This is a genomic window from Pseudoalteromonas sp. B62, from assembly GCF_037162565.1.
Classification (GTDB): domain Bacteria; phylum Pseudomonadota; class Gammaproteobacteria; order Enterobacterales; family Alteromonadaceae; genus Pseudoalteromonas; species Pseudoalteromonas fuliginea.
Genome location: NZ_JARLVB010000002.1, coordinates 2,765,286 through 2,791,126 on the forward strand (window position 1 = coordinate 2,765,286; position 25,841 = coordinate 2,791,126).

Sequence of the window (25,841 nt, forward strand, 5' to 3'; positions counted from 1 at the left end):
CTGTTAAAACTAAATACTTAATTAATAAGCATTGTATTTTAAATGTTTGCCCTTATATACTACGCATCCCTTATTTTAGTTTTAAAACGTGAATGTTTAAATTTAGAGTGTTTTTAACTGCCTTTTTGCTACTTGCTGCACTTTTTAGTGTGCAGAGCAATGCTATGGGCGCCTCACAAAATTTAAATATAAATATTAGCACGCAGGTTTCGCCTACTGATATTGCCGATTTAACTAAAATACAGCCTATTAGTAAGTCTGTAGATACTTCGCAACATAAAAAAACGCATCAAACCGATTTTGACGCGCACCAACCAAGATTAACTGCCAATAATTCATCTTTGTTTTTGCACACTGTGCAAAATGAGCCAGAATACGATGTGGTTTTTGAATTTTTTGCTCAAAATCTTGTTAGGCATATATTCTTACCACCAAGAGCCGTTAACCGTATACAACCTTGGTATACGCTTGTAACTAATAGTAAAAAGTCGCGCTTAAGTGGCTGGAAAGATGTTAACTTACTCTACACTGCCGTAACTACCTACCACGCTTAATTTTCCTTATTTAATTTTATTAGGTTTTAACTTTTAAAGTTTTAGCCTGCAGATTAATTGTGCTTTTAAAAAGTACGTTGCTAGCATTTCTGGCAATAAGGATTAAACATGTTAAGTTTTAAAAAGATAAAAAGCCGTCTACGGCTAAGTTCAAATTAAGCTATATAGCCATGCTAATAGTATTGGTTTTATTAGCTATCAGCGCATTACCAAACCTATATCCAAACAAATCGTGGTTGCACATAAGTGCTGCCCCGCACAGCGAAACGCAATCTTTACCAAGCACTAAAACCCTAGTTACCTTTTTAAATAACCAAGGGCTTGAGGTTGAGCAGGGTTTAGATAAGCAATCGACTATTAATGTACTTTTAAACGAGCCAACTAAAAGCGCTCAGGCGCAAGTGGCTATAAAAGCGCAATATCCAAACACGCAAGTAAAAATTGTTGAGCATGCAACCAGCCCTACATGGTTACAAGATTTTGGTTTATCACCAATTAAGCTAGGCCTTGATTTAAATGGCGGTGTGCTATTTGTATTAGACGTAGATTTAGATAAAGCCGTTGATGAGCAATTAGTCAGTGCATATCAACAAGCTAAATCAATTATTATTAAGCAAAAAGCACATGGCGTAAAAGCGCAGCAAACTCAGCACGGGTTTGAAATAAACGCATTGCCTAATGCAACCGACAAGTTAACCCCTGTTATTGAAGAGCTACAAAGCCGATTTGCTAATTTAGCCGTTGTAACAAGCAATAACGGCAGCGTTAAAACTGCCAAATTTAGTTATTCAGAGCAAGGCCGCAGCAGCTTTGATAAAGAAGTAATGGGGCAAACACTTACAACCCTTCGTTCACGTATTGAAGAGTTAGGCATTACCGAAGCGGTAACACAGCAACAAGGTAAGCACCGCATTCGTATAGAGCTACCGGGTGTGCAAGATCCAACCGAAGCTAAGCGCATTATTGGTGCAACCGCATCGCTTGGTTTTTATCAATTAAAAGAAATTGGCGGGCAAACATTTAATATGCAATCGGGCGGAACCATAAAGCTAGATCCTGTGCCAATTTTTACAGGCGATCATATTAATAATGCAAACATAGGCCGCGACGATTGGGGTAAACCACTTGTACAACTAAGCCTAGACGGCCAAGGTGGGGATGCTATGTCGGCGTTTTCAAAAGCCAATATTGGTAAGCCAATGGCGACGGTTTACTCTGAGTACTCTCAAAATGCTAAAGGCGAAGTAGTTAAAAAAAGCGAAGTTATTAATGTTGCCAATATTGCTCAGCATTTAAGTTCGCGTTTTAGTATTACCAATATGAAAAGCCAACAAGCGGCAGCCGACCTAGCATTATTACTACGTGCAGGCTCGCTTACCGCACCCGTTACAATTGTGCACGAACAAACAATAGGCCCAAGCCTCGGCCAAGAAAACATTAGTAATGGCTTAGCCGCGCTTATGTTAGGCATGGGTATTACGCTTGCATTTATGGCGCTTTGGTATCGCCGTTTAGGCCTTATTGCAAACGTAGCACTTATATTAAATTTAACGTCGCTTGTGGGCTTAATGTCATTATTACCAGGGGTTGTGTTAACCCTGCCGGGTATCGCTGGCCTAGTATTAACCATAGGTATGGCGGTAGACACTAACGTAATAATATTTGAACGTATTAAAGAAGAACGTCGCCAAGGCCGTGCACCATATCAAGCTATTCAAGAGGGTTATAAACAAGCCGCAAATACAATATTTGATGCCAATATAACCACCATGATCACCGCACTTATTTTATACGGCATAGGCTATGGGCCCGTTAAAGGTTTTGCCATTACATTAGCACTGGGGCTTTTAACGTCTGTATTTACAGGTGTGTACGTATCAAAAATATTAAGTCAAACGTTGTATTTAAAAATGGGTAAAAAAGCAGGAGTAAAAGCACATGCTTAACACTTTTTTGAAAGGTGAAAAGGGTACACGTTTACGTTTTATAGGCATGCTTTTAAGCGCCATGTTAGTGTTGCTATCCGTATTTACGCTTACGCAAAAAGGTCTAAATTTTGGCCTAGATTTTACCGGCGGTTATTTAACTGAGTTTACAACCAGCCAAAGTGTTGAGCTAAAAGAGCTTAAATCGTTTATTGCTAAAAATCACAGCGGTGAGTTTGAGCTAACCGCGCAAGGTAATAGCCATTTTCAATTAAGAGAAGCGCCAAGTGCATCAACTACATCAACAACAGCTAATAGCCCTGATTGGCAAAGCGCTGTTACACAAAACGATGATATAAACGCACAGGTTTTATCGTCAGCTTATATTGGCTCACAAGTGGGCGATGAGTTATTTGATCAAGGCTGTTTAGCCATGTTTGCTGCAATGATTGCGGTAATGATTTACCTTGCAGTGCGTTTTGAATGGCGCTTAGCGGTAGGGTCTGTGGTAGCGCTAATGCATGATTTAATACTCGTACTTGGGTTGTTTTCACTATTACAAATTGAGTTTAACCTGACCGTGCTGGCCAGCTTACTGGCTATTATTGGCTACTCACTTAACGACTCAATAATAGTAGGGGATAGAGTGCGTGAGCTTTTACGTGTTCAATCAAATAATGTACTTAGCCCAGCGACTATTATTAATAATGCGATTAAAAGTACACTAACGCGCACCTTAATAACGTCGGGTACCACACTTGCAACGGTTGCGAGCGTTTGGTTACTTGCAGGCGCACCACTGCAAGGCTTTGCTATTGCATTATTTACCGGCATTGTAGTAGGTACGTTCTCGTCTATTTGTATAGCGGCAACCTTGCCGGAACTATTGGGCTTAAGCGCTAAAAACTACAGAAGTTAAAGTAGATGCCCACACGCAAACATTATTAGATATGCCATAAAGTTTTTAATAAAGGATAAGCAAAGAGCTGCACCAACCAATCAACGGCTCTTTGTTAGTTTAATGCTTATTTTAACCCCGCAAGTATTCCCACCAAACTAGCGGGGTTTAAAACAATGGTTTTAAGCCTAGCAAAAATGTTAAACTAATTGCCTTATTTTTACGGCCTGTATTATATTAATCCCCATGAATAAAACCCACGTTATCGAACATCTTCGTTTTGCGCTAGAAGCGCAGCTTACAACAGCAAAAGTAGCGGCAAAAACCGCGCACGACACCGCCACACATGAAGAAAACATAGCCGAAAATAAATACGATACCCTAGGGCTCGAAGCCGCTTATTTAGCACAAGGCCAAGCCCAGCGCGTAAACGATTGCTATAAAAGCATAGAATTGTTTGAGCCTGCCTTTAACGAAAAGCCTACCGACAAAATAGCTATCGGTTCGCTGGTGTGTTTAGAAGATGATAACGCAGCCCAAAAATGGTTTTATTTAGGCCCCGCAGCTGGTGGTTTAACGGTAAATGTTAAAGAGCACGCAATAGCTGTAGTAACACCCGGCGCACCAATGGGTAAGCAGTTATTAAATAAACAGATTGATGATGAAATTACGTTAACAATAGCAGGTAAAGCCCACGAATATGTGGTGGTAAAGATTTTATAAAGCTTTGGTTTTTTAAGAGAACACCATCTGAAAAAGCTATGCCAACGTAATAATCGCTTATTTATATTCATAAATTAATTGTCGGATGGCATAGCTTTGCCATTTATCCAACCTACAGCTATGTTTTTATAGCGTAACGTGGTGTGTATTTCAATTTGTACAAAGGCATATAATGAGAAGTACCTAATAGTTTAAAAATGAGCAGGGTTGACGTTAGGTGCTCCCTTTTTAATTGATTTTAGTGGTTTACAGCCTCGTTAGTTGTATTTCCCAAGTTGGCTACTCGGTGCTACTATAGTGATACATCTGTTTGGGGATTATTATGAGAGTAGAACTAGTAACAACATTGAAGCGTCAAGCAACGAAGATATTATCTGAACTTCATTCCTCTAAAGAACCTGTGTTGATAACTGAACATGGGCAACCATCTGCATACTTAGTAGATGTTGATGATTATGAATTTATGCAAAAGCGTATGCAAATTCTTGAGTCTCTTGCAAAAGGAGAGCAAGCAATAAGTCGTGGTGAAACCATGTCGAATCTTGAAGCTAAAGATAAAATGAATAAATGGCTGAAATAATTTGGACTAATCCAGCTTTGAATGATCTTAACGATATCGCTGAATATATCGCATTAAGCAATTTGCAGTCAGCGAAAAAATTGGTTTCCAAAATATTTGAAAAAGTTGAACGTCTCGAACTCTTTCCTGAATCAGGTAAAAAACCAATTGAGTTAGCTAACCTAAATTATCTTGAACTGGTCGTGAATCCTTGTCGTATATTTTACAAAAAAGATAACGATAAAGTATATATTTTGCACGTAATGAGACAAGAACGAGACTTACGAAAATTTTTGTTGCTAACGTAATATACAGCTAATAACACGCCCTGAGGTGGACAGCAAGCGCTAAAGCTCACTTTCCACCGCAAATTTTAACAGCGGTGAACTCTTACTTTTCAATGCAGTTAAGTAAGTTGATTCATCGTAGGGCGTATGTGTTTTCCAGCGCCTAAATAGGATTTGCATCCACTTAAATGCCAATGATCTAATGATGGTATTATGGGTTTTTCCTTTGGCTTCTTGCTGGCGATAATATGCTTTAGCCCAAAATGAATAACGCACAGATAATCCTGCCCATTCCACAAATGTTTGCCTTAAAAATTTAGTGCACGAATATCGCCAGTGTATCCATTCTTTCTTGCCACTGTACCACTACACTTTTTATATCCTGTGTAAAAGTACAGTAATAGATTGAACAAAAATAGGAACTCAGATATGGTTTGTTTATCAATAAAAACAAATAAAAACGAGTTACTCTACAGGCTCGTTAGGTGCAAAGGAGATAACTGTGAATCATCGAAAGGTTGCATTAGAATGGAGTAATCGTGTGGCTGCAGTAGCACATGGCCATTATCTCGCTGCATCTAGATACTCTCGACTCCATTTTTGGCTTGGCTTACCAACAGTTTTACTCGCAACAATTGTTGGAACAACGGTTTTTGCTACACTCCAACAAAAGCCAGAAATTTGGTTGCAAATCACAGTAGGCTTAATGAGCATTACCGCAGCCGTACTATCTGCACTACAGTCATTTCTAAATTATTCAGATAAAACTGAAAAGCATAGAACTGCAGGCGCACGTTATAATGCAATCGGGCGTGAGTTGGAGCAACTTTTAGCACAAGAAGATAACTGGGCCTTACTTGATACTATTCGAGAAAAGATAGACCAACTTTCCCAAGAAAGCCCTCACATTCCAAATACTGTACGAAGCTCTATAGCGGATATAAGTGAAGGTGCTCTTTGGACAGAGTAGTTTAAAATACACCTAACTAGAAAATAAAGCGTGACTGCTAACAGTTTACTCGGTTCCACTTCGTTTCATATTTTGGCAAGCTATTGACCGATTAATGCTTTGTTAGATTTCTACGTAAGCTCAGTCTATTCAGCTCTGGAGAATAAATGAACAAAGGATTTGCGGGTATATTTGAAACGGATTCTGTACTAAAGACTGTCGTTTTATGTGTGTTAACTATAGGCTCACATTTAATATATAAGCTTTACCGATTTACGAGCCAGATCAATCTTCATACCGAACTTAAAATACCTAACTTATTTATTACAACTACCATTGTTTTATTTATTATTTCTTTAGGTAGTTTAATTTATGGTTTAGCTAATTATCATGACCTTGCTATTCTAAAAAGCTCAATTGGTATTCATGCTATATCTAGTGCTTTCGATGTAACTTGGATTGTCATGGTTCGTAATCGTATTAACTTAATAGCGGACTCTAATAGAGGTGACAAACTTTGGTTAAATCCTTTTATTACGTCAATTTTCCATGTTATTTATATACAACATAAAATCAACCAAGGCTTGGCTAAAAACGCAATATAATAAGCAAGTAAATAGGGGCAATATTGTTATTTTGCTTTAGTGAACACTTCCTCATTCCTTTGAGGAGGTTAGGTGAATTAGTTTTGTTAAACACTTAACTCAATTAGTCTTTTTCACAAACTTTGCTGTTACCATCATTTCGCCAATGCCATCTACTTTACAATCAAGTTCGTGATCTTTTTTATCAAGCACTCTTCTAACAACCGCTTTGGTGCCAATTTTAATTACTTGCGAGCTGCCTTTAATTTTTAAATCTTTGGCTACTGTCACTTTGTCGCCATCATTAAGTAATGTGCCGTTGGCATCTTTAACTAAAATTGTGTGTTCATCGTTTGTATTATTAGGGTTCCACTCATGGGCGCACTCGGGGCAAACAAGCAGTTGTTGGTCCTCGTAAACATATTCACATTGGCATTTTGGGCAAGCAGGCAGCGACATTTTTAAACTCTTATAAAGTACTGTTTTGCGTATTTTAATCTGCATTAGGTGGAAAATATAGTTAATCAATATTTTTCATCTTCACGCTAAAAATATCTCGTTTGTGCGTTTTTAAAAAAAGGCATATAAAGCACATGTCGCTTAAGCAATTTAAGCGCTAACTCGTACAGTAGGTACCTGTTAAAGCACCCATCATATTAAGTGATACGCGCAATGCCCACTTAGTACGATGGGTGTTTCTATTTATAATGCTTATTATTTTACTAAGCATGCTTTTTATATTTTGACTTAACTAGGAAAAGTCGTGTTTAAAACCTTAATTGTGGTTGATAACAACGAGCAAACGCTTGCTCAATCGTTCGAAAATGTAATTACGTTTAATACCTACTTACGTGATTACCCAAAACATAACGAACCAAAAACACGTATTATTAATCTGTGCGACTCAAGCCAATACTTGAGCAAAGGTTACTATTGCTCGTTACTTGCTGAGGCGCGCAAACACCAAGTTTTACCCAGTGTAAAAACCATAAATGCATTGCGTAGTGGCCAAGCTCCTATGTTAAATGTGGGCCAAATAGACGGCACACTTTACTTTGGTAATGCCCAAAACGATTTACAATTAAAAGCAGCAAAGTCGGTATTTAAACAATACCCAGCACCTATTTTATTTGTTGATGAACAAGGCTTATTGCAACAAGGCTCGATGTCGTCTTTAAACGAGCAACAGTACAGCGAATTTGTAGCTAAGCTAGATAACTTTACTAAAACGCAGTGGCGTATTAGTTCGGTGCAACGTCGTTTTAGATGGGACATGGCAATACTTGTTGATCATAACGAAAAAGTACCACCGAGTGACAAAGACGCCATCGCACGCTTTATTAAAGCTGCGGCTAAACACGGTATTTATGCACAAGCATTAAGCTTTGACGAAATTGACAATATTGCCCAGTTTGATGCGTTATTTATTCGCCAAACTACAGCGATTGACCACCCAACGTATCGCCTTGCAAGCAAAGCGCAAAGCCTGGGTTTAGTGGTTATTGACGATGCTGAGTCTATTTTACGTTGTTGTAATAAAGTGTATTTACACGATGCGTTTAATTATCAAAAAGTGCCAAGTTTAAAAACGGTTGTAGTGGCTGATCAAGCAAATGAAACGCTTGAGCAATTAGAAGAAGCGTTTACGTATCCGCTTGTTTTAAAAATGCCTGAAGGGTCGTTCTCAAAAGGTGTATTTAAAGTTTCAAACCGTGATGAGCTTGCCGCTAAGCTTACAGAACTGTTTGAATTTAGCGCATTAGTGCTTGCACAAGAGTACATGTATACCGAATACGATTGGCGAGTGGGTGTGTTAAATGGCCGTGCAATTTATGCATGCCGCTATTTAATGGCGCGTAACCATTGGCAAATTTATAACCACGACGCGAAACGTTTTTTCTCTGGTGGCTTTGAAACATTACCAACCTTTGAGTTACCAAAAGCGGTGTTAGATGCAGCATTAAAAGCCTGTAAAACAGTGGGTAGGGGTTTATATGGCGTAGATGTTAAAGAGCATCAAGGCAAAGCATATGTACTTGAAGTAAACGATAACCCAAGTATTGATCACAAAGTAGAAGACGGCTACTTAGGCGATGAGCTATACATGATCATTATGGATGAGTTTAAACAACGCTTAGAAGCACGAGGTCGTGGGTAATAACATGAGCAACCTTGTTATTCGAAAGGCGCTTAGCAGTGATTTAAACGCACTGATTGACGTTGAAAACGCCTGCTTTAATAACGATAAATTGAGCCCGCGCAGTCTAAAACGCTGGCTTAGTGCAAAACACGGTATTTTACTCGTTGCAGAAAGTGGCGAGCAAATATGCGGCTATGGGCTAGTATGGTGCCATAAAGGGACTCGCTTAGCGCGTTTATATTCGCTTGCTGTTTTACCAACTATGCAAGGTAAAGGCATTGCAAAAGCACTGCTTACTAGCCTTGAAAAAGAAACGTGTGAGCGGGCTCGTATTTACCTTCGTTTAGAAGTGGCTGTAAATAACGAAGGTGCGATTGGGCTTTATAAAAGCTTAGGCTACAGAGTGTTTGGTCAATATAGCGATTATTACGACGACCACAGTGACGCACTACGAATGCAAAAAAACATTCGACAAACAAGTGAGTTAAAAGTGGCGCGTTTAACGCCGTGGTATCAGCAAACAACTGAGTTTACGTGCGGACCTGCTGCGCTACTAATGGCAATGGGGGCACTTGAGCCAGCTACTGAGCTTAGCCAATCACATGAGCTGGCACTTTGGCGTGAAGGCACCACTATTTTTATGACATCGGGTCATGGTGGTTGCCATCCATTTGGTTTGGCACTTGCCGCTCATAAGCGTGGATTTAAAAGCGAGGTAATGGTTAATACCACCGAGCCTTTGTTTTTAGATGGCGTACGCAACGAAAACAAAAAAGTGGTACTTGCCACCGTGCATCAACAATTTGTAGATGGTATTGCACAGGCAAAAATACCGCTTACGCATAAAGATGTAGAGCTTGAGCATATTGAGCAGTGGTTAAGTAAAGGCTTTAGTGTGCTGTTATTAATTAGTACATACAGTTTTGATGGTAAAAAATCGCCACACTGGGTGTGTGTTACGCACCTTGATGAGCACTGCGTGTATGTTCACGACCCGTTTTGTGAGCCCGGTAACGATAAACAGCTCGCAATAGATTGCCAATATGTACCTATTGCACGAAGTGATTTTAGTAAAATGTCAGCGTTTGGTAGCCAACGTTTAAGAACGGCGGTGGCTATAGCTAATAAAATATAAGGTTAACAGTGACTTTTTTAGATTTAATTGATGTAGCCCCGTATTCGTGGGCAGCTATTGGTACTGCGGCTTTTTGCGGTGCCATTATTGGTATAGAGCGCCAGTTGCGCGGCAAACCTGTAGGTATTCGTACCTCTGCGTTAATAACTTTGGGTACGTATTTGTTTTTATCCACTGCGTTTAATTTACAAGGGGATGTAATAGATCATTCTCGTGTAGTGGGGCAAATAATTACAGGTATTGGCTTTTTAGGGGCTGGCGTTATGCTCGCTAAAGATGGTGCGGTAGTTGGCGTAACCTCTGCTGCAACCATTTGGGTGCTTGCATCAATAGGCGTTATGATAGCGACCGAAAACCTTGGCGCTGCAATAAAACTCTCGGTTCTGGTGGTCGGCATTTTATACGGTGTAGACGTACTCGAAGCTAAATTTAAAAGCTTAAGCAAAGGCGTACACACTAAAGTAAAAAACTATCAAAAACGTTACTATCGAAAAGAATTTAACGAATCAGAACGCCACTAAAAGTGGCGTTTTTTAGTGCTATTGAAATTAGTACTATTCGAACAAGCACTATAATTAGCCAAATAACTTTCTCCTAACTACTTTTCTATAACCACTAGGCGTTTGGCTTAATACTTTTTTAAACACGCGGGTTAAATGCCCTTGGTCATTATATCCAACTTCTAAAGCCACTTCTTGAATTGATAAATTTGATGATGCTAATAACTCTTTTGCGCCTTCTACGCGTAATTGTTGCCAATACTCAATAGGGCTTTGGTTTGTTGCGGCTCTAAAACGGCGGGTAAAAGTACGGTAGCTTAAGCTAAATTGTGCCGCGACTTCTTGCAGGTTTAACTCGGTGGCTAAATTGGTTTTTAGCCAAAATTGAATTTGCGCAATTAGCTCATCGGGGTGGCGGTCTACTGCACCTTCTAAGTAGCGTTGATCTTCGTAGGGTTTGCGTATTTCGTGCGAAAAATTACGCTCTACATGTTGAGCGGCGGCTTTTGTATAGTACTGACTAATAATATGTACGATCACATCTGCAAGGGCATTAAGGCTTGCTACGGTATACATTCGCTCTGACTGGGTTATAAAAAAGTCGGGCTTTAAGTGCACCAGCGGGTAGTCGTGGCTAAATTGTTTGGCGTAATGCCAATGGGTGGTAGCAGGGTGCCCATCAAGTAAGCCAGCCTCAGCTAGTAAGCAGTTGCCAGTGCCTACACCAATTATATGGCTGCCTGCGCTAAAGCTCTCGCTTAGCCAATCAACTACCTCTTGATTTGTACGTACCACAGGGCGCGGATTTCGCCAAATACCAGGCACTATAATTAAATCGCTGTAGGGCGCATTAGTTGTTATGCAATCAGGAATTATCGCAAGGCCTGCGCGAGTAGCTATAGATTCTGCATTTTTAGCCACTAAATTTATAGCAAGTGGCCTAAAGCTTTGCTTATCAAGATGCCCTTTAGCAAAGGCCTCGCCGGCTCTTAGCATTTCTATAGGCAGCGTTAAACTAGTCACTAATAAATGCGGATATACCGCTATAGCAATGTTTAGTGGTGGATTAGTGTGTTTATCAGTCATGTAAATGCTCCGACCAGTGTCTTTTGGCCTTTTGTGCTGAATATTTGGCTATTAAAGCACAATGTGTGGTGCATAATCCATTTAAACTGCTTCTTCTCCTTATAACACGTTTCTAAAAGGTAAATTATGACAGCATTACCCGTTATAGTAGGCATGGGTGGCATTAACGCCGCTGGCCGTACTTCTTTTCATCAAGGTTATCGCCGTATCGTGTTAGATAGTTTAAATGCTCAAGATCGCAGTGAAACATTCTTAGGCCTCGCCACACTGATGAATCTAGTAAGCGTTGTAAACGGCCAATTACAAGATACACAAGGTAATAATGTTGAGCAAAGCGACATAGAAGCACGCTTTGGTGAGCAAATTATTGCTGGTACACTTATTCGTAAAATTGAAAAAGAACACTTTGACGCAGACGCAACACCGTGGCAGCAAAAAATGACACTGAGGGCATCAAGCGATAACGCAATTGTGTTTGAAACGCGTGCTCGCGACTTACCTACACCGGTTCCTGCTAGCTGGCAAGTTGAAGAGCTTGAAGGCAAAAAAGTAAAAGTAACTATTGCCGCTGATATAGATGTTAAGCACGACTCAACACGTGATAACCCGATTAAATCAGCAGGGCAGTTTCCTACAGGGTTTGATCCATCAGTTATGTATAACAGCCGCTATCAGCCTCGTGGTTTGCAAGCCACTATTTTTGCAGCTACTGATGCTATTAAATCAACAGGGCTTGATTGGCAGCATATTATGAATAGCGTAGAGCCAGATAAAATTGGTACCTATTCAGCATCGGTAATTGGCCAAATGGACGACAAAGGCCTTGGCGGTTTAGTAAAAGCGCGCCAACAGGGCGATCGTGTTAGCACGAAGCAGTTAGCACTGGGCTTAAATACAATGTCTACCGATTTTATTAATGCCTATGTTACGGGCAATGTAGGGACTACATTTTCGACTTCGGGTGCCTGTGCTACGTTTTTATATAACTTACGTGCAGCGGTTAATGATATACAAGCAGGGCGTACACGCGTTGCGGTTGTCGCAAGTGTTGAGTGTGCTATTACACCAGAAGTTGTAGAAGGCTTTGGTAACATGAGTGCACTTGCTAATGTTGAAGGGCTTCGTCGTTTAGATAACTTATCAAATGATGAAGAACCAGACTACCGTAATAGCAGCCGCCCATTTGGCGATAACTGTGGCTTTACATTAGGTGAAGGCGCGCAAGTTGCTATTCTAATGGATGATGCTTTAGCCCTTGAGTTGGGCGCTGATATTATGGGCAGCGTACCGGATGTGTTTGTAAATGCAGATGGCGTTAAAAAGTCGATTACATCACCTGGACCTGGTAACTATATTACAATGGCAAAATCAGCCGCACTTGCTAGCAGCTTATTAGGTAAAGAAGCACTGCAAGAACGTAGCTTTATTTTAGCCCATGGTTCTAGTACACCGCAAAACCGTGTAACAGAGTCTTTGATTTATCATAAAGTAGCGCAAACGTTTGCTATTGATAACTGGAAAGTAACAGCGCCAAAAGCGTATGTTGGCCATACTATTGCACCTGCAAGCGGTGACCAGTTAGCGATTGCGTTAGGCATATTTAGTCATAATATTATGCCGGGTATTACCACAATTGATAAAGTGGCTGATGATGTTTACACCGATCATCTTGATATTCGTAATAGCCATTACGAGTGCGCTGATATGGATATTGCTTTTATAAATTCAAAAGGCTTTGGCGGAAACAATGCAACAGCGACTGTACTTTCACCAAAAGTAACAATGCAAATGCTTGCTAAGCGCCATGGCGATGAAGTTATGACTAGTTACACACAGAAAAATAGTGTGGTTAGCGCTTCGCAACAAACGTATCAAGCTCAAGCCGATTTAGGCCAGTATGAACTTATTTACCGCTTTGGCGATGGTTTAATTGACGACAACGACATTGTAATAGACGAGCAAAGTATACAACTACCTGGCTTTGAAAAAGCAATTACGTTTAGTACAACAAATTCCTACCAAGATATGTTTTAAGCACACATACTTGTTAGCAAGGCGCTTTTTAAGCGCCTTTTTTAATGCCTATTAAGTAATGCACTCATAAAAAATATTCAACAGCTTGTATTTAATGGGATGTACGATAGTGATATTTTGTTAAATATTAGAATTGGTACAGATCAACAAACAGACCTATTTATCCGCTCTAAATCGTTCTAAAATTCACAGCGAAACTATTTATTGTATTCATACTTCAGGAGTTCAATGCTCACGCCGAGCTTATCAAAAACAAAAGCAAAAACTACGGAACGTTGATAATTGGAAAAGTTACTTCAATTTATAATGGTGACACCTTTCGCGCTAATATCGCGGGTTTGCACTCTCTGATAGGGAGAGTATTAGTATTCGCGTAGCGGGTGTCGGCACACCTGAAATGCGCGGTAAGCGTAAACAAGAGAAAGATCTTGCTCGCCAAGCAAAGCAAGTAACAGTTAAAGCGCTACGCTCAGCTAAGGTTATTGAGCTTAGGAACACGAAGCGTGGTAAGTATTTTAAAATAGTTGTACTAAAGAAAAGGGCTGGTGTCTTTGAGAATTGGTTAGTGTGGAGCTATTAACAAAAGGCTAAGGTTACCAACGACCGTAAGTGGCACTTTTCCGAATTTCGGCTATGAGTGAATAGCGGACGTAATAGTATTGTCCGCTTTGTAAAAGTTTATGAAATTTGGTAGGTAGCTTTCCCTCCTTCTATGGATCTGAAGGTGCCACTTTTGCCTATTAGGCTACATTCATGGCTACTATCAACTATTGTAAATTTGCTTGATGCAATCCCACTCTCAAATTTTCCATCATGCTTTAATGTGAGTACAAATTGTTCATCGTTTTTATCATACGTAATGGTTTCAAATCCGTTGAACAGAGCATCACCACTTTCGCTATAGTAAAGTTGATACCTTACTTCGCTATTACCATTAATATCACCTGAGTAAGCTTGTTGTACCAATGCGGTACTCAATTTCTTACCATTTTCAAATTCTTGTTCAACGTTTTCTTGCCAGTCAGTAATCTGAAATGTGCCTTTTAACTCCATAGTTTTTTCCTTTTAATCAACCTAACAAAAAAATGTTACTACGTTATTAGTTGCTTGGTATAGTAAAAACGCGACAATAAACAAAGACTGATCAGATTTGAAAATAAATAATGAAGAAATAAAAGGGGATTACACCGTCAGGTGAGTGAAGAGAACTATCACTTACGTAGGTATTTTCCAAGTGACCTTTTTAATGGTTTTATTGAACAATTTTGGTTTGTGAGTTGGAACTTAGAAGAGCAAAGAACCCATACTCAACAAAACTTACCCGATCCAAATTTTCACTTAATTATCAGTAATGAAGGGGTAAAGTTATTGGGGCCTGTGAGCAAAAAATACTCTTATAAAATGGAAGGGGTAGGACGAATAATAGGTGTGAAATTTGAAACTGGCGCCTTAAAGGAACTTTTACCTCTGCCGATTGAAGATTATGTTAATAGAGAGATGCTAGCCAAAGAGATATTTGGCTTAGATTTCGTAAATAATTCAATATCTTTATATGAACATGAAAACGATTTAGAGGTTATTAGCTATATCCATGATAATCTTGCTTCTTTTGTTCAACCGATCACTAAGTCAAAGGCTATCACTCAAAGTTTGGTCTCATTGATAAAAAATAATGAAAATATTTGTACAGTTAAGCAAGTTGCAAGCTATGCTGACATCTCTTCACGATCTGTTCAGCGATACTTCTCAGAATATGTAGGCCTTAGTCCTAAATGGCTTATACGTAAATACAGACTTAGTAGGGTTTTAGATGAACTTGAAACCAACTCAGTTAGCATCTTAGATATTGTTACCCAATTGGAATATGTTGATCAATCTCACCTTATTAGAGATTTTAAAGAAATTTTAGGGATAACTCCGAACAGATACAACAAACTAAAGTGAATTTTTATATCCTAGTAAACTAAAATAAACTAAAATAAACTAAAATAAACTTAAAATAAACTAGACATCCATCCTAATTTTTTGCAGTTAGGCTAACTAAGTACTAGGCTTTTGTCAGTGCAAAAAATAAGCAGAGTGTCTTATGGCAATCGCAAGAAAGCGTCAAGTAAGTTTGGTTGATACAAAATATTATCACTGTATTTCACGTTGCGTGCGTCGTGCTTTTTTGTGTGGTGAAGATCACTTTACAGGTCAGTCTTATGAGCATCGACGAGGCTGGGTTGAAGATAAGCTGCTTGAATTAGCTAAAGTATTTTGTATTGATGTGTGTGCTTATGCCGTAATGAGTAATCACACCCATTTAATACTGTATGTAGATGATAAGAAATCAAACAGGCTGAATGATAAAGCGATTGTTATTCGCTGGCATAAACTCTGTAAAGGCACAGTACTTACACAAAAATACATACAGGGTGAAAAGCTAAGTAAAGCGGAACTTATCTTTTTTAATCAAACAGTAAAACAATACCGCGAACGCTTATCAAGTATCAGCTGGTTTATGCGGTTATTAAATGAAGACATTGCGCGCAGAGCAAATAAAGAAGATAACTGCACGGGTAGGTTTTGGGAGGGGCGCTTCAGGTCACAAGCACTTCTTGATGAAGCAGCACTTGCAGCCTGTATGGCCTATGTCGATTTAAATCCCATTAGAGCTAAAATGGCTAACACACCAGAAGAGTCAGACCATACCAGCGTACAAAAGCGCTTAACATGTGCGGCAGAAGGTAAACAGCCTAAACAGTTACTACGTTTTGTAGGTATGCCACGTCAGATTATGCCTAAAGGGTTACCGTTTGAGCTTAAATCGTACCTTGAACTTGTTGAGCTAACAGGGCGAATAATACGAGAGGATAAACGCGGGTATATTGATAATACGAACCTTCCTTTGCTTGAAAGGTTAAATATATCCCCAGAAAACTGGTTAAAACTGACTACGCAATTTACACGCGTATTCCATGGTGCAGTGGGCAGGCCTACTTCACAAGTAAGTTACTGTGAAAATTTAAACAGAAAACGGCGAGCGAACATCAGTAACTGCGAAAAGCTACTTGCATAAACTTAAACTACTCAGTAAAACTATTCAGTAATAAATCACAACTGCACCATGCAGTCATTTTCATGCGTGCAATTTAGATTAAGAGTGCTAGTGACTTATTTAATGGATGAAATGAAAATAACCCGACGATAAAAGATATATTATTAACCTAAAAATTAAATTATATGGCACAGTTTTATTTGTTCAATTAGAGTGGCTGTCTAGTTTAATTTTAGTCTAGTTTAATTTTAGTTTCTAAACCACGAATAATCAAGCTTTGTGAAAATGCTTTATTGGATACATATTTATGCTCTGTTATAGCCGCAGATAGACCTGCTAAGAATACGAAGAGTGGTGCGCAAAAGTGAGAAACAAAACGCGTAAAAAAGGTAACGGGATCAGTCCCTGGAATGGTCATCGGATCGGTAACTGAGTAATTAAGGCAATAATACATACCATGGTCAATAACCATAAATATAATTATAATGCCCCGTAATATATCAATATGATGTAAGCGGTTATCGGTTGAAGGTAGCGACATAAGAGAGCTATATAGAGTGATTTAAAACTGTATTTATTATATGTTATATTGTATCAAATTGAAATCGTGTATTTATATTTTGCCAGTGATTATACACATAATACGACCAATATTTGCTCGCATTACTTGTAATGATACAGCTAATTATCACTTAAACTTTTTTACATACCTTAGCGTTATAAAATTAATAATGGCGAGCAAAATGGCTATTTCGTAACGGCTATAGGCTACAGCTATACCAATTAAGCCCATATTCCAAATACTGGCTGCGGTTGCTGTACCGGAGGTTGATTTGTTATTTTTCAAAATTGCGCCACCGCCAATAAAACCAATGCCAGTAATGATGCCTTGCAACATTTTAGATTGAGCTTCTGCGCCATCTAAAACCGACATCGCTATTAATGCATACCCACACGATGCAACAGCAACAAGAGGAAAGGTACGAAGGCCTGCACCATCATGGCTACGCTCTCTGTCGTAAGCCATAGGTAGCGCAAGTAGGTATGCAATACCTAAATGTATTAAGTTATCGATGATTTCATTCCACTGTAAATCAATTTCCATTATTGAGCCTATGCGGGTTAATTTTGTTAATAATAAGCAAACAGTGGGCCGTTGCATAAATAACTAATAATCAATGGTTTATTGTAGGAAGCTGAGTTTAATAAAAATTATTGAGGAAACTTTTACATGTTTTTATTACTATTTTACGCGATAGTTAATTTGATCTGAGTTTTAAAGCCCCGTATTCTTTTATCATACCTAAAAGACACCTATGTGAACCTTTTGCCTTTAAATAAAACATTAATCACACCCACTAAACTTGAAAAAACAGCGTTACTATTTTGCGCTGGGTTATCTGTTTTTGCTTTTTTATTTCCTGAACTTCTCACAGAACACTTACAACCTACCATTAATAAAATTTTAGGTTATTTAGGGTCGCCATTTTTTATATTGCAGCTGGTGGGTGTTACAAGAAAGTTTATAAATGATTTTAGGTAGTAATACTTACATTTTTTTACAGAGTTACAATAAAAAACGTATACAATTTAGGTAATATTTTGTTAAGGATGAATGATGAAAACAATTATTGTACTTTTGTTTTTTTATTGCCTTTCTGGCTGTACAGTTGCGGGCGCTATTATTGATGGGCAAGCACAATCTCAGGCGCGTAATGATAAAAATAGTATTAGCCCGGCGCAGTCAACACCTTATAAAAACCCACTAGAGCCAGTACCTACAGATAAAAACGGATTTAACTTTACTGATATGGGATTAAAGATAGATTCGGCTCTTGTTAGCCTAGTTAAAGGGGAAAGCACTACTACGCAAGTATGTAGGCAGGTCACTAAAAGTCTAAAAGAGTGTGTAGAGGTAGAAAAGTCATCTCTACACACTAATGAGGCTAAGCAGTTAAAAACTGATGATGAAATAATAAGTGTTGGTCAATAAAGCTGCTTATAAAAAAGTAGCTATGATCGTAGCCTGCTTGCATTTCAAGTGTAAGCGGGTAGCTTTTTTATCAGCAATAGCGACTAAGTTTTCTGGCTTAAGTTGCTCTTGTAAAAAACCATCGGCATCACCTTGACTCACTAACATGGGCAAGTAATGAGCCTGCTCTGCGTTTTTCATCAGCTCGCAGCTGTCATACTGTGCCCAAAGCGCTTTATCATTTCCTAAATAACCAGTAAATGCTTTTTCGCCCCAAGGACAGTTTATTGGGTTAACAATAGGGCTAAACGCAGATGCACTAACGTATGCTTTAGGATTTTTAAGCGCGACCATTAAAGCGCCGTGCCCGCCCATAGAGTGACCGCTAATTGCTTTTGTGCTTGTTATCGGAAAATGTTGTTCAATAAGTGCTGGTAATTCATTAACAACATAATCGTACATATTAAAGTGTGTGTTGTAAGGAGCTTGCGTAGCATTTACGTAAAAGCCTGCACCTTGTGCAAAGTCGTAGCTGTCTTCATTGGGTACGTTCTCGCCACGCGGGCTAGTGTCAGGCGCTACAATAGCAATACCCAGCTCTGCTGCTTTTTTAAATGCACCGGCTTTTTGCATAAAGTTTTCGTCGGTACAGGTTAAACCTGATAACCAATAAAGTACCGGTACTTTATTTGCTTCACTTGCGCCAGGTGGTAAAAATACGGCAAAGCGCATAGTGCAATGTGTACTTTGCGAGCTGTGAGTATATTGCTTATGCCAACCGCCAGACACTTTTACACTTGAGATATTTTCTAACATACTTAATCCTTAAAAGCCGTAAACTTAAAAGTATTACGGCTTATTAATAAGCTATTTTACGAATGCAGTTTATTAGTAATGAATGACTGTACGAATACTTTTGCCTTCGTGCATTAAATCAAACGCTTCGTTAATTTCTTCAAGGCTCATTGTGTGAGTAATAAAGTCGCTAAGAGCAAATTCACCTGCCATGTAACGCTCAACAATTTCAGGGAGTTGTGAACGGCCTTTAACGCCACCAAATGCACTACCACGCCATACACGCCCAGTTACCAGCTGAAACGGACGGGTTGATATTTCTTGGCCTGCACCTGCCACACCAATAATTACCGACTCACCCCAACCTTTGTGGCAACACTCAAGCGCTGAGCGCATTACGTCAACATTACCGATACATTCAAACGAGTAGTCAACGCCGCCATCAGTCATTTCAACAATAACTTCTTGAATTGGCTTGTCGAAATCTTTTGGGTTAATTAAATCAGTAGCACCTAGTTTTGTAGCTAAATCGAATTTAGTGGTGTTTATATCAACACCGATAATACGACCTGCACCAGCCATTTTTGCGCCAATAATCGCAGACAAACCAATACCGCCTAAGCCAAATATAGCAACAGTGTCACCAGCTTTTACTTTAGCTGTGTTGGTAACTGCGCCCATGCCTGTTGTTACACCACAGCCTAGTAAGCAAATCTCCTCTAGTGATGCTTCTTTATTTACTTTAGCGAGTGAAATTTCTGGCAATACAGTGTACTCAGAGAACGTTGATGTACCCATGTAGTGATAAATTGGTTGGCCATCTTTAAAAAAGCGTGTAGTGCCGTCTGGCATTAGGCCTTTACCTTGTGTTTCGCGCACGGCTGAACACAGGTTAGTTTTACCTGAAGTACACATTTTACATACGCCACATTCTGCAGTGTATAAAGGAATAACATGATCCCCAACTTCAACACTCGTTACGCCTTCGCCAACAGCATAGACAACACCAGCGCCTTCGTGACCTAAAATAGCAGGAAATATGCCTTCAGGATCTTGGCCTGATAATGTAAATGCATCGGTATGACACACACCTGTAGCGGTAATTTTTACCATGACTTCGCCTTTTTTAGGCATCATCACATCAACTTCTTCAACACTAAGTGGTTGATTAGGACCCCAAGCAATGGCGGCTTTTGATTTAATAAATTCAGACATGTGTTTTATTTCCTTTAACTGGCTATTAAAAAATAATTGTAGACCCAATTTGCTTGGGTGATGTGCTTATTGTATTTGTTTCTCAAATAATGATAATCTCAATTTTATTAAAACACTTTTACAGTATGGTAATAATGGCGCGTTGGAATGGAATAGATGAATTTATAGCCGTAGGGGAGGAGGGCAGCTTTACCTCGGCTGCAAAAATGCTTGGGCTTTCGGTTGCGCATATTAGCCGCCATGTTACGGCGCTTGAGCAACGTTTAAATACACAACTATTAACTCGTACAACCCGTAAAGTGGTTTTAACTAAAGAAGGTGAAGTGTACTTACATCAAATAAAGCACTTACAACACGCTATGGACGAGGCAACTCAAGGCCTTGCTCAGCAACAAAGTACGCCTAAAGGTAAAATAAAGCTCACAGCACCCGTTATGTACGGAGAGAGCTTTATTATGCCCATAGTGCATAATTTTATGAAGGATCATCCCGAGGTCGAAGTTGTTGCCACACTAAGTAACGAACAAGAAAACTTATTAGAGGGCGGATTTGATTTAGCCATAAGGTTAGGGCATTTAAAAGATTCGAGCTTAAAAGCGCGTAGGTTAAGTGCGCGGCGTTTTATTATGTGCGCGGCACCACAGTATTTAACGCGATTTGGTGAGCCGCACACTTTAGGCGAGCTAAACAGCCATGAATGTTTAATTGGAAATAGTAGCTACTGGCGCGTAAACGAAAATGGGCGCGATAAACACATTAAAATAGCGGGGCGGCTACAGTGTAATAGTGGTTGGGCGCTGGTGGATGGCGCAAAAAAGGGGCTTGGTATTGTACAGCTCCCAGACTACTACATTGAAAACGAAATTAACTCAGGGCAATTGGTGCCTATTTTAACACCCTATCAACCACAGCAAGAAGGGGTATGGGGCGTATATCCACCAAGGCAGTTTGTGGCCACTAATGTACGGGTATTGCTCGATTATTTAGTTAAAGGGCTGAAAGCTTAACCGCGAATTAATGGTTAAGCATGTATTGCTGTAAATATAGCCAAGTATCAGATTTTTAAATTATTTCTTACATTTTACGCCATACCCAAAGGCACTTTTTTCGTGCTACTATTGCTCAATACTTTTACGATAAGTGTTAAAAATAATATGTTTCAACCGGTTAGCTTATTTATAGGGCTTAGATATAGTCGCTCATCTAAAGGAAATGCGTTTATATCGTTTATTTCGTTTTTTTCTATTGCCGGTATCGCTATTGGTTTGATGGCATTATTTACGGTAAGCAGTGTAATGAACGGGTTTGAAAATAGCCTAAAAACCAATATGCTCGGACTTATTCCGCATGTTGAAGTTAGCGCAGGTAAAAACACTGCCACCCAAATGGGCACCCTTAAAACCGACCTTGAACAATCTCCTTATGTTGATCATGTAAGCTTATATCGCCACGGCGAAGCTATTTTGCAAACGAATAAAGACTTGCACGGCGTTTTACTACAAGGCCTTTATAACGACAGCGGTTCTTTGTATAAAATTACCGATAAAATAGTGCAAGGCGATTGGAAAACTGTATTAAACAAAAATTACAACATTGCTATAAGCCGTTATTTGAGTCGTAAATTAGGCGTTAGCGTGGGTGATAAGCTTCGCGTTATTATGCCTAATGCTTCAACATATACACCTCTTGGGCGAGTACCCAGCCAGCGTTTATTTAAAGTGGCCGCAATATACGAAACCGGATCTGAGATAGATATGGCACTTGCGTTTACAAGTGGCGCTTCACTACAACGGGTATTAAAGCTGGATAAAAACACTGCCCCAAATTTAAGTGTTTCATTGCACGAACCTTTCGAACTAGATGAGTTTATTGAAGCAAGCCAGCGTATTTTACAAGATCATAATTATAGTGATTGGCGCAGTACCCAAGGTACTCTATTTGCAGCCGTTGCTATGGAAAAGCGCATTATGTCTATGTTGCTTGCCCTCATTGTATTGGTGGCTGTATTTAATATTGTATCGGCATTAACCATGATGGTAAGCGAAAAACAAGGTGAAGTGGCCATACTACAAACGTTAGGTTTAACGCCTTCGCAAGTGCAAAAAGTGTTTATGGTGCAAGGCTTATATAACGGCGTAATTGGTACCGCAATAGGCGCATTTTTAGGTGTAATATTTAGTTTATATATAAATGAGCTACTTGCATTAGTGGGCTTAAACTTATTGGCGGGTATAGAGCTTCCGGTAAAATTTGATATTTTGAGTTTAGTAATAATAGCGTTTGCCAGTATTGCTATGAGCTTTTTAGCTACCTTATATCCTGCGCGTAAAGCCGCAAAAGTAAAACCAGCAGAGGTATTACGTTATGAATGATTTAGTAATTAGTTGTGAAAATTTAAGTAAAGTTTATCAAGATGGCAGCAACCAAGTTGAAGTATTAAAAGGTGTTGATTTAGCGCTGCAGCAAGGTGAGATGCTCGCTATTGTAGGGAGCTCTGGCTCTGGTAAAAGTACGCTTTTACACATACTTGGCACATTAGATACCGCAAGCTCAGGTAGCGCTAAAATTAAAAACCAAGAAGTTGCAAAACTTTCGCGAACAGAGCAAGCCGCATTTAGAAACAAAAATTTGGGCTTTATCTATCAATTTCATCACTTATTAATGGAGTTTAGCGCAGTTGAAAACGTGGCTATGCCATTATTAATTAAAGGCTTGAGTGCAAAAGAAGCCAAAGCTCAAGCGCTCGATATGCTCGAAAAAGTAGGCCTTGCACATCGCAGCTCGCATAAACCGTCTGCGCTTTCTGGTGGAGAGCGCCAACGCGTGGCTATTGCCCGTGCACTGGTTACAAAACCTGCGCTTGTGCTTGCTGATGAACCAACCGGTAATTTAGATAAACAAAATGCGATTAAAATTTACGATTTAATTAATGAGCTTAACCAAAGCTTAAACACCAGTTTTGTGGTAGTTACACACGATTTAGAACTTGCCGATAAGCTGGGCAAAATAGCTTATTTAGACTATGGAAAACTAGCTATTAAAGAGTCGCAGCATGTTGCTTAGTGCATTTTTAAGTAAACGTTTTAGAGCCTATTCAGGCCACAAAGATGAAAAAAACGGCTTTGTTAGTTTTATCGCTAAAGCGTCGACTATTGGTATTTTATTAGGTGTCGCGGTTTTAATTGTGGCGCTGTCGGTAATTAATGGTTTTGAGCAGCAACTAGTACATAGATTGCTAAGTGTTGTGCCGCAGGTTGAATATGTAGCACCAAGTAGACCCATTGCAAATTGGCCGCAAAAGGTAGAGGATTTACAAACACAACCGCATGTAACAGGGGCTGCGCCATTTATTGCCGTTAACGGAATGGCGCAATATAAAAGCCAGCTAAAAGCGATAGAAATTCGAGGTGTTGAGCCATCGCTCGAGAGTAATGTATCGGCGGTAAACCAGTTTACCAGTGGTAAATTAGTGAGTCAGTTAGGCCTTGACGATGTAATTTTAGGTAAGCAAATAGTAAAACAGTTAGACGCCAAAGTAGGCGATAACATTACATTACTTATTCCGCAAATTAGTCAAAAAGGTCAATCATTATTAGCGCCTAAACGCGTAACACTTAACCTTGCAGGTGTTATAGAAATGGGCGGACCGATTGATAGTACCGCTGCATTTATACATCTTAACAAAGCACAGCAAACATTGGGTTACGATGAAACCCAAGTAACAGGGCTGCGTTTAAGTGTTGATGATGTGTTTTCGGCGCACCAAATAGCGCTAAAAGTGGGCCAAACTATTGACGACTACGTGTATGTTTCAAGTTGGTTTAGAACCCAAGGCAGCCTTTATCAAGATATTCAAATGGTGCGTACCATTGTTTATATTGTGGTGTTTTTAATTATAGCGGTAGCCAGTTTTAATATTGTGTCCTCCTTGGTGATGGAAGTACGCGAAAAACAAGGCAATATCGCGATTTTAAAAACCATGGGCGCGAAAGACAGTACTATTTTAGCCACCTTTGTAATGCAGGGCTTAATGCAAGCATTTGTAGGCGTGGCACTAGGAACACTAATTGGTGTGGTATTAGCGCTTAATATAAGTGAGCTTTTTACGTGGATAAGCCAATTATTTGGAGCCAATCCACTTGAGGGCGTTTATTTTATAGAGTTTTTACCAAGTAAATTAGTACTTGAAGACATTGGTATTACAGTGATTGTTACGTTTGTGCTTGCGATACTTGCCACTATTTATCCTGCATGGCAAGCAACGCGCGTAGATCCTGCCAAGGTGCTTGGTAACTAGGTATAAGCAGGGCAAAATCATACTTGAGCGTTATTTATCCTAAAATAAGCTGCTCTCTTACCTCATCTGACCAAGCAGCCTGTTTCAACTTACCTTTCATACTGTCTTTTATCGCGCTTAATTTCGCTAAGTTCATCGCAAATCGTCTAAAGGTCGCCATATTCTCGGGGGCATCACCTCGACGAATACGTGAATCGTCTTCTTTAAATGTCATATCTAATACCCAGTGTGCTGAGTTTTCTATTCCCCAATGCTGGCGAATAGACTTGGCTACTTGCTCTGGGTTTATCCCTAGCGAGCTGATGTAATAACTCGTTTCCATTGTATGACTATCACCAACATAACGCTGTCGTACTACCTCGACTATGGAGTTGAAATTGACCCAACCGTGGCGCTGCTCAAGCCAATCTGTCACCAACAGTTGAGTGTAAGTGCGCTGCTCTATTCGACCATGCCCATCATTTACTGTTTCATGGCTATTTTGCTGGATGAGTGATGGCTGCTCTCGTCTGACTTTGTGATAGTAGGCTTGAATTTCTTTGTTCAATTTTCCTTGGTTATTCTTCACTTGCAGCAAATAGTCTCCGTCTTTCTTGCTGACGGCTTTCGTCACTTTCTTTAAACAATGCATCGCGTCTGCTGTGATGATATTGCCTTTAAGCTCAAGTAATTCAATAAGTGCCATCACTGTTGATACTTCATTCTTCTTACTTTTTGATTTGCATTGTGCTAGTACTAGGCCCTGTTCAACTGCATAAGCTGAAACACTGTGAATAGCTGTTTTTTTATCACCATCATAAGAATGGCGAAGTGTTTTACCGTCAAAGGCAATGACGCTTTGATTATTCGCATCTCTAAGCTCATTAACCCAAGAAACAAAACAAGCTAATAAAGCTTCAGGGGCCAGTGAGCTAATGATACGAGCAATCGTATCATCGACAGGAATACCATTTTCAAATGAACGAAACTTACGTAACCAAGTCAGTTTACTGTCACCGAATTGCTTAATATCCTTCCACCCTTCAGCACCTGAAATAATCGCAGTGACTGTAAGGAATATAACATCCAGCAATTCATGTTTTTTGTTGATGTGTGAACGAGTATCTTGAATGTCGTTGAAATGGTTGATGAATGACATGTTAATCGCC

General features: G+C 39.5%; 25 protein-coding genes and 4 pseudogenes. 20 read left to right on the plus strand and 9 right to left on the minus strand.

What is annotated here, in order from left to right; genetic code table 11:
• Window positions 1–92: 92 nt before the first annotated feature.
• The 6 genes and pseudogenes from P4S71_RS16950 (at window position 93) to P4S71_RS16975 (ending at window position 4,967) form a co-directional block, all read left to right on the plus strand.
• On the plus strand, window positions 93–554 hold the full coding sequence (locus tag P4S71_RS16950) for a hypothetical protein (protein WP_096792981.1): 462 nt from the start codon (window positions 93–95) through the stop codon (window positions 552–554).
• A gap of 170 nt (window positions 555–724) precedes the next feature.
• Complete coding sequence (gene secD, locus P4S71_RS16955; protein ID WP_337151085.1) at window positions 725–2,500, plus strand: protein translocase subunit SecD; 1,776 nt, start codon at window positions 725–727, stop codon at window positions 2,498–2,500.
• Window positions 2,493–3,438 (plus strand): annotated as a pseudogene (gene secF / locus P4S71_RS16960) (protein translocase subunit SecF). The gene secD and the pseudogene secF overlap by 8 nt, the downstream one beginning before the upstream one ends.
• A gap of 185 nt (window positions 3,439–3,623) precedes the next feature.
• Complete coding sequence (locus tag P4S71_RS16965) at window positions 3,624–4,100, plus strand: GreA/GreB family elongation factor (RefSeq protein ID WP_337151086.1); 477 nt, start codon at window positions 3,624–3,626, stop codon at window positions 4,098–4,100.
• A gap of 322 nt (window positions 4,101–4,422) precedes the next feature.
• The gene (locus P4S71_RS16970) at window positions 4,423–4,680 is read left to right on the plus strand and encodes a type II toxin-antitoxin system Phd/YefM family antitoxin (protein ID WP_149614826.1); all 258 of its coding nucleotides are present in this window, start codon (window positions 4,423–4,425) and stop codon (window positions 4,678–4,680) included.
• Window positions 4,668–4,967: a type II toxin-antitoxin system RelE/ParE family toxin gene (locus P4S71_RS16975; RefSeq protein ID WP_002962733.1), complete on the plus strand. Its 300-nt coding sequence runs from the start codon at window positions 4,668–4,670 to the stop codon at window positions 4,965–4,967. The genes P4S71_RS16970 and P4S71_RS16975 overlap by 13 nt, the downstream gene beginning before the upstream one ends.
• A 39-nt stretch (window positions 4,968–5,006) precedes the next feature.
• Here the strand turns inward: P4S71_RS16975 and P4S71_RS16980 are convergent.
• A pseudogene (locus P4S71_RS16980) lies at window positions 5,007–5,306 on the minus strand (IS110 family transposase); the annotation flags it as partial.
• Window positions 5,307–5,448: 142 nt separating this feature from the next.
• On the opposite strand from P4S71_RS16980, the gene P4S71_RS16985 reads away from it, so the two are divergent.
• Both P4S71_RS16985 and P4S71_RS16990 read left to right on the plus strand, forming a co-directional pair.
• On the plus strand, window positions 5,449–5,916 hold the full coding sequence (locus P4S71_RS16985) for an SLATT domain-containing protein (protein ID WP_188085494.1): 468 nt from the start codon (window positions 5,449–5,451) through the stop codon (window positions 5,914–5,916).
• Between the two features lie 146 nt (window positions 5,917–6,062).
• Complete coding sequence (locus P4S71_RS16990) at window positions 6,063–6,500, plus strand: hypothetical protein (RefSeq protein ID WP_096792987.1); 438 nt, start codon at window positions 6,063–6,065, stop codon at window positions 6,498–6,500.
• A 99-nt stretch (window positions 6,501–6,599) separates the two neighbouring features.
• Here P4S71_RS16990 and P4S71_RS16995 read toward each other — a convergent pair whose 3' ends face one another.
• Entirely contained in the window at window positions 6,600–6,938 is a 339-nt protein-coding gene (locus P4S71_RS16995) for a zinc ribbon domain-containing protein YjdM (RefSeq protein WP_337120289.1), read from the minus strand.
• A 304-nt stretch (window positions 6,939–7,242) separates the two neighbouring features.
• Here P4S71_RS16995 and P4S71_RS17000 point away from each other — a divergent pair, with 304 nt between their 5' ends.
• Genes P4S71_RS17000 through P4S71_RS17010 form a run of 3 tightly spaced genes read left to right on the plus strand, consistent with a single transcriptional unit; the run spans window position 7,243 to window position 10,275 of the window.
• Entirely contained in the window at window positions 7,243–8,637 is a 1,395-nt protein-coding gene (locus P4S71_RS17000) for a RimK family protein (protein ID WP_337151087.1), read from the plus strand.
• Between the two features lie 4 nt (window positions 8,638–8,641).
• Window positions 8,642–9,754 (plus strand): GNAT family N-acetyltransferase/peptidase C39 family protein, encoded by a 1,113-nt coding sequence (locus P4S71_RS17005; protein ID WP_337151088.1) that lies wholly within the window; start codon window positions 8,642–8,644, stop codon window positions 9,752–9,754.
• Between the two features lie 8 nt (window positions 9,755–9,762).
• A complete protein-coding gene (locus P4S71_RS17010) occupies window positions 9,763–10,275 on the plus strand; it encodes an MgtC/SapB family protein (RefSeq protein ID WP_002960746.1) in 513 nt (170 codons plus the stop codon).
• A 54-nt stretch (window positions 10,276–10,329) separates the two neighbouring features.
• Here P4S71_RS17010 and P4S71_RS17015 read toward each other — a convergent pair whose 3' ends face one another.
• Entirely contained in the window at window positions 10,330–11,340 is a 1,011-nt protein-coding gene (locus P4S71_RS17015; protein ID WP_337151089.1) for a GlxA family transcriptional regulator, read from the minus strand.
• Between the two features lie 126 nt (window positions 11,341–11,466).
• On the opposite strand from P4S71_RS17015, the gene P4S71_RS17020 reads away from it, so the two are divergent.
• Both P4S71_RS17020 and P4S71_RS17025 read left to right on the plus strand, forming a co-directional pair.
• On the plus strand, window positions 11,467–13,374 hold the full coding sequence (locus P4S71_RS17020; RefSeq protein ID WP_337151090.1) for a beta-ketoacyl synthase: 1,908 nt from the start codon (window positions 11,467–11,469) through the stop codon (window positions 13,372–13,374).
• Window positions 13,375–13,771: 397 nt separating this feature from the next.
• Window positions 13,772–13,954 (plus strand): hypothetical protein, encoded by a 183-nt coding sequence (locus tag P4S71_RS17025; protein ID WP_337151091.1) that lies wholly within the window; start codon window positions 13,772–13,774, stop codon window positions 13,952–13,954.
• Between the two features lie 98 nt (window positions 13,955–14,052).
• Here the strand turns inward: P4S71_RS17025 and P4S71_RS17030 are convergent, their stop codons facing one another.
• The gene (locus P4S71_RS17030; RefSeq protein WP_337151092.1) at window positions 14,053–14,427 is read right to left on the minus strand and encodes a DUF3224 domain-containing protein; all 375 of its coding nucleotides are present in this window, start codon (window positions 14,425–14,427) and stop codon (window positions 14,053–14,055) included.
• A gap of 141 nt (window positions 14,428–14,568) precedes the next feature.
• Here P4S71_RS17030 and P4S71_RS17035 point away from each other — a divergent pair, with 141 nt between their 5' ends.
• Both P4S71_RS17035 and P4S71_RS17040 read left to right on the plus strand, forming a co-directional pair.
• Window positions 14,569–15,318, plus strand: coding sequence for a helix-turn-helix transcriptional regulator (locus P4S71_RS17035; protein WP_337151093.1), 750 nt, complete (start codon window positions 14,569–14,571; stop codon window positions 15,316–15,318).
• A 142-nt stretch (window positions 15,319–15,460) separates the two neighbouring features.
• Window positions 15,461–16,435 carry a transposase gene (locus P4S71_RS17040; protein WP_337151094.1) on the plus strand — a complete coding sequence of 325 codons (975 nt, stop codon included), beginning with the start codon at window positions 15,461–15,463 and terminating at the stop codon, window positions 16,433–16,435.
• 235 nt (window positions 16,436–16,670) lie between these two features.
• Here the strand turns inward: P4S71_RS17040 and P4S71_RS17045 are convergent.
• Together P4S71_RS17045 and P4S71_RS17050 are read right to left on the minus strand one after the other, a co-directional pair.
• A pseudogene (locus P4S71_RS17045) lies at window positions 16,671–16,955 on the minus strand (heparan-alpha-glucosaminide N-acetyltransferase domain-containing protein); the annotation flags it as partial.
• Between the two features lie 147 nt (window positions 16,956–17,102).
• Window positions 17,103–17,519: an MgtC/SapB family protein gene (locus P4S71_RS17050; RefSeq protein WP_002960738.1), complete on the minus strand. Its 417-nt coding sequence runs from the start codon at window positions 17,517–17,519 to the stop codon at window positions 17,103–17,105.
• A 513-nt stretch (window positions 17,520–18,032) separates the two neighbouring features.
• On the opposite strand from P4S71_RS17050, the gene P4S71_RS17055 reads away from it, so the two are divergent.
• The gene (locus tag P4S71_RS17055; protein WP_096792994.1) at window positions 18,033–18,407 is read left to right on the plus strand and encodes a hypothetical protein; all 375 of its coding nucleotides are present in this window, start codon (window positions 18,033–18,035) and stop codon (window positions 18,405–18,407) included.
• On the opposite strand, the pseudogene fghA reads toward P4S71_RS17055, so the two are convergent.
• Together fghA and P4S71_RS17065 are read right to left on the minus strand one after the other, a co-directional pair.
• A pseudogene (gene fghA / locus P4S71_RS17060) lies at window positions 18,361–19,202 on the minus strand (S-formylglutathione hydrolase). The gene P4S71_RS17055 and the pseudogene fghA sit on opposite strands and share 47 nt — an antisense overlap.
• A gap of 72 nt (window positions 19,203–19,274) precedes the next feature.
• Window positions 19,275–20,396 (minus strand): S-(hydroxymethyl)glutathione dehydrogenase/class III alcohol dehydrogenase, encoded by a 1,122-nt coding sequence (locus P4S71_RS17065; RefSeq protein WP_337151095.1) that lies wholly within the window; start codon window positions 20,394–20,396, stop codon window positions 19,275–19,277.
• 134 nt (window positions 20,397–20,530) lie between these two features.
• Here P4S71_RS17065 and P4S71_RS17070 point away from each other — a divergent pair, with 134 nt between their 5' ends.
• The 4 genes from P4S71_RS17070 (at window position 20,531) to P4S71_RS17085 (ending at window position 24,693) form a co-directional block, all read left to right on the plus strand.
• Complete coding sequence (locus P4S71_RS17070; protein ID WP_337151096.1) at window positions 20,531–21,403, plus strand: LysR family transcriptional regulator; 873 nt, start codon at window positions 20,531–20,533, stop codon at window positions 21,401–21,403.
• Window positions 21,404–21,550: 147 nt separating this feature from the next.
• A complete protein-coding gene (locus P4S71_RS17075; RefSeq protein WP_033029508.1) occupies window positions 21,551–22,768 on the plus strand; it encodes a lipoprotein-releasing ABC transporter permease subunit in 1,218 nt (405 codons plus the stop codon).
• Entirely contained in the window at window positions 22,761–23,459 is a 699-nt protein-coding gene (gene lolD / locus P4S71_RS17080; protein ID WP_337151097.1) for a lipoprotein-releasing ABC transporter ATP-binding protein LolD, read from the plus strand. The genes P4S71_RS17075 and lolD overlap by 8 nt, the downstream gene beginning before the upstream one ends.
• Complete coding sequence (locus P4S71_RS17085; RefSeq protein ID WP_337151098.1) at window positions 23,449–24,693, plus strand: lipoprotein-releasing ABC transporter permease subunit; 1,245 nt, start codon at window positions 23,449–23,451, stop codon at window positions 24,691–24,693. The genes lolD and P4S71_RS17085 overlap by 11 nt, the downstream gene beginning before the upstream one ends.
• A gap of 34 nt (window positions 24,694–24,727) precedes the next feature.
• On the opposite strand, the gene P4S71_RS17090 is transcribed toward P4S71_RS17085, so the two are convergent.
• Window positions 24,728–25,831, minus strand: coding sequence for an ISAs1 family transposase (locus P4S71_RS17090; RefSeq protein WP_096793603.1), 1,104 nt, complete (start codon window positions 25,829–25,831; stop codon window positions 24,728–24,730).
• Window positions 25,832–25,841 lie beyond the last annotated feature (10 nt).

Excerpts from the sequence above, each read along its gene's own strand:
- P4S71_RS17025 (WP_337151091.1), top strand. The coding sequence starts at position 13,772 with ATGCGCGGTAAGCGTAAACAAGAGAAAGATCTTGCTCGCCAAGCAAAG.
- P4S71_RS17050 (WP_002960738.1), bottom strand. The coding sequence starts at position 17,519 with ATGGAAATTGATTTACAGTGGAATGAAATCATCGATAACTTAATACAT.
- P4S71_RS17065 (WP_337151095.1), bottom strand. The coding sequence starts at position 20,396 with ATGTCTGAATTTATTAAATCAAAAGCCGCCATTGCTTGGGGTCCTAAT.
- P4S71_RS17055 (WP_096792994.1), top strand. The coding sequence starts at position 18,033 with ATGAAAACAATTATTGTACTTTTGTTTTTTTATTGCCTTTCTGGCTGT.
- P4S71_RS17075 (WP_033029508.1), top strand. The coding sequence starts at position 21,551 with ATGTTTCAACCGGTTAGCTTATTTATAGGGCTTAGATATAGTCGCTCA.
- P4S71_RS17085 (WP_337151098.1), top strand. The coding sequence starts at position 23,449 with ATGTTGCTTAGTGCATTTTTAAGTAAACGTTTTAGAGCCTATTCAGGC.
- lolD (WP_337151097.1), top strand. The coding sequence starts at position 22,761 with ATGAATGATTTAGTAATTAGTTGTGAAAATTTAAGTAAAGTTTATCAA.
- P4S71_RS17005 (WP_337151088.1), top strand. The coding sequence starts at position 8,642 with ATGAGCAACCTTGTTATTCGAAAGGCGCTTAGCAGTGATTTAAACGCA.
- P4S71_RS16950 (WP_096792981.1), top strand. The coding sequence starts at position 93 with ATGTTTAAATTTAGAGTGTTTTTAACTGCCTTTTTGCTACTTGCTGCA.
- P4S71_RS16975 (WP_002962733.1), top strand. The coding sequence starts at position 4,668 with ATGGCTGAAATAATTTGGACTAATCCAGCTTTGAATGATCTTAACGAT.
- P4S71_RS17030 (WP_337151092.1), bottom strand. The coding sequence starts at position 14,427 with ATGGAGTTAAAAGGCACATTTCAGATTACTGACTGGCAAGAAAACGTT.
- P4S71_RS17040 (WP_337151094.1), top strand. The coding sequence starts at position 15,461 with ATGGCAATCGCAAGAAAGCGTCAAGTAAGTTTGGTTGATACAAAATAT.
- P4S71_RS16990 (WP_096792987.1), top strand. The coding sequence starts at position 6,063 with ATGAACAAAGGATTTGCGGGTATATTTGAAACGGATTCTGTACTAAAG.
- P4S71_RS16995 (WP_337120289.1), bottom strand. The coding sequence starts at position 6,938 with ATGTCGCTGCCTGCTTGCCCAAAATGCCAATGTGAATATGTTTACGAG.
- P4S71_RS17020 (WP_337151090.1), top strand. The coding sequence starts at position 11,467 with ATGACAGCATTACCCGTTATAGTAGGCATGGGTGGCATTAACGCCGCT.
- P4S71_RS16965 (WP_337151086.1), top strand. The coding sequence starts at position 3,624 with ATGAATAAAACCCACGTTATCGAACATCTTCGTTTTGCGCTAGAAGCG.
- P4S71_RS17090 (WP_096793603.1), bottom strand. The coding sequence starts at position 25,831 with ATGTCATTCATCAACCATTTCAACGACATTCAAGATACTCGTTCACAC.
- P4S71_RS17070 (WP_337151096.1), top strand. The coding sequence starts at position 20,531 with ATGGCGCGTTGGAATGGAATAGATGAATTTATAGCCGTAGGGGAGGAG.
- secD (WP_337151085.1), top strand. The coding sequence starts at position 725 with ATGCTAATAGTATTGGTTTTATTAGCTATCAGCGCATTACCAAACCTA.
- P4S71_RS16970 (WP_149614826.1), top strand. The coding sequence starts at position 4,423 with ATGAGAGTAGAACTAGTAACAACATTGAAGCGTCAAGCAACGAAGATA.
- P4S71_RS17015 (WP_337151089.1), bottom strand. The coding sequence starts at position 11,340 with ATGACTGATAAACACACTAATCCACCACTAAACATTGCTATAGCGGTA.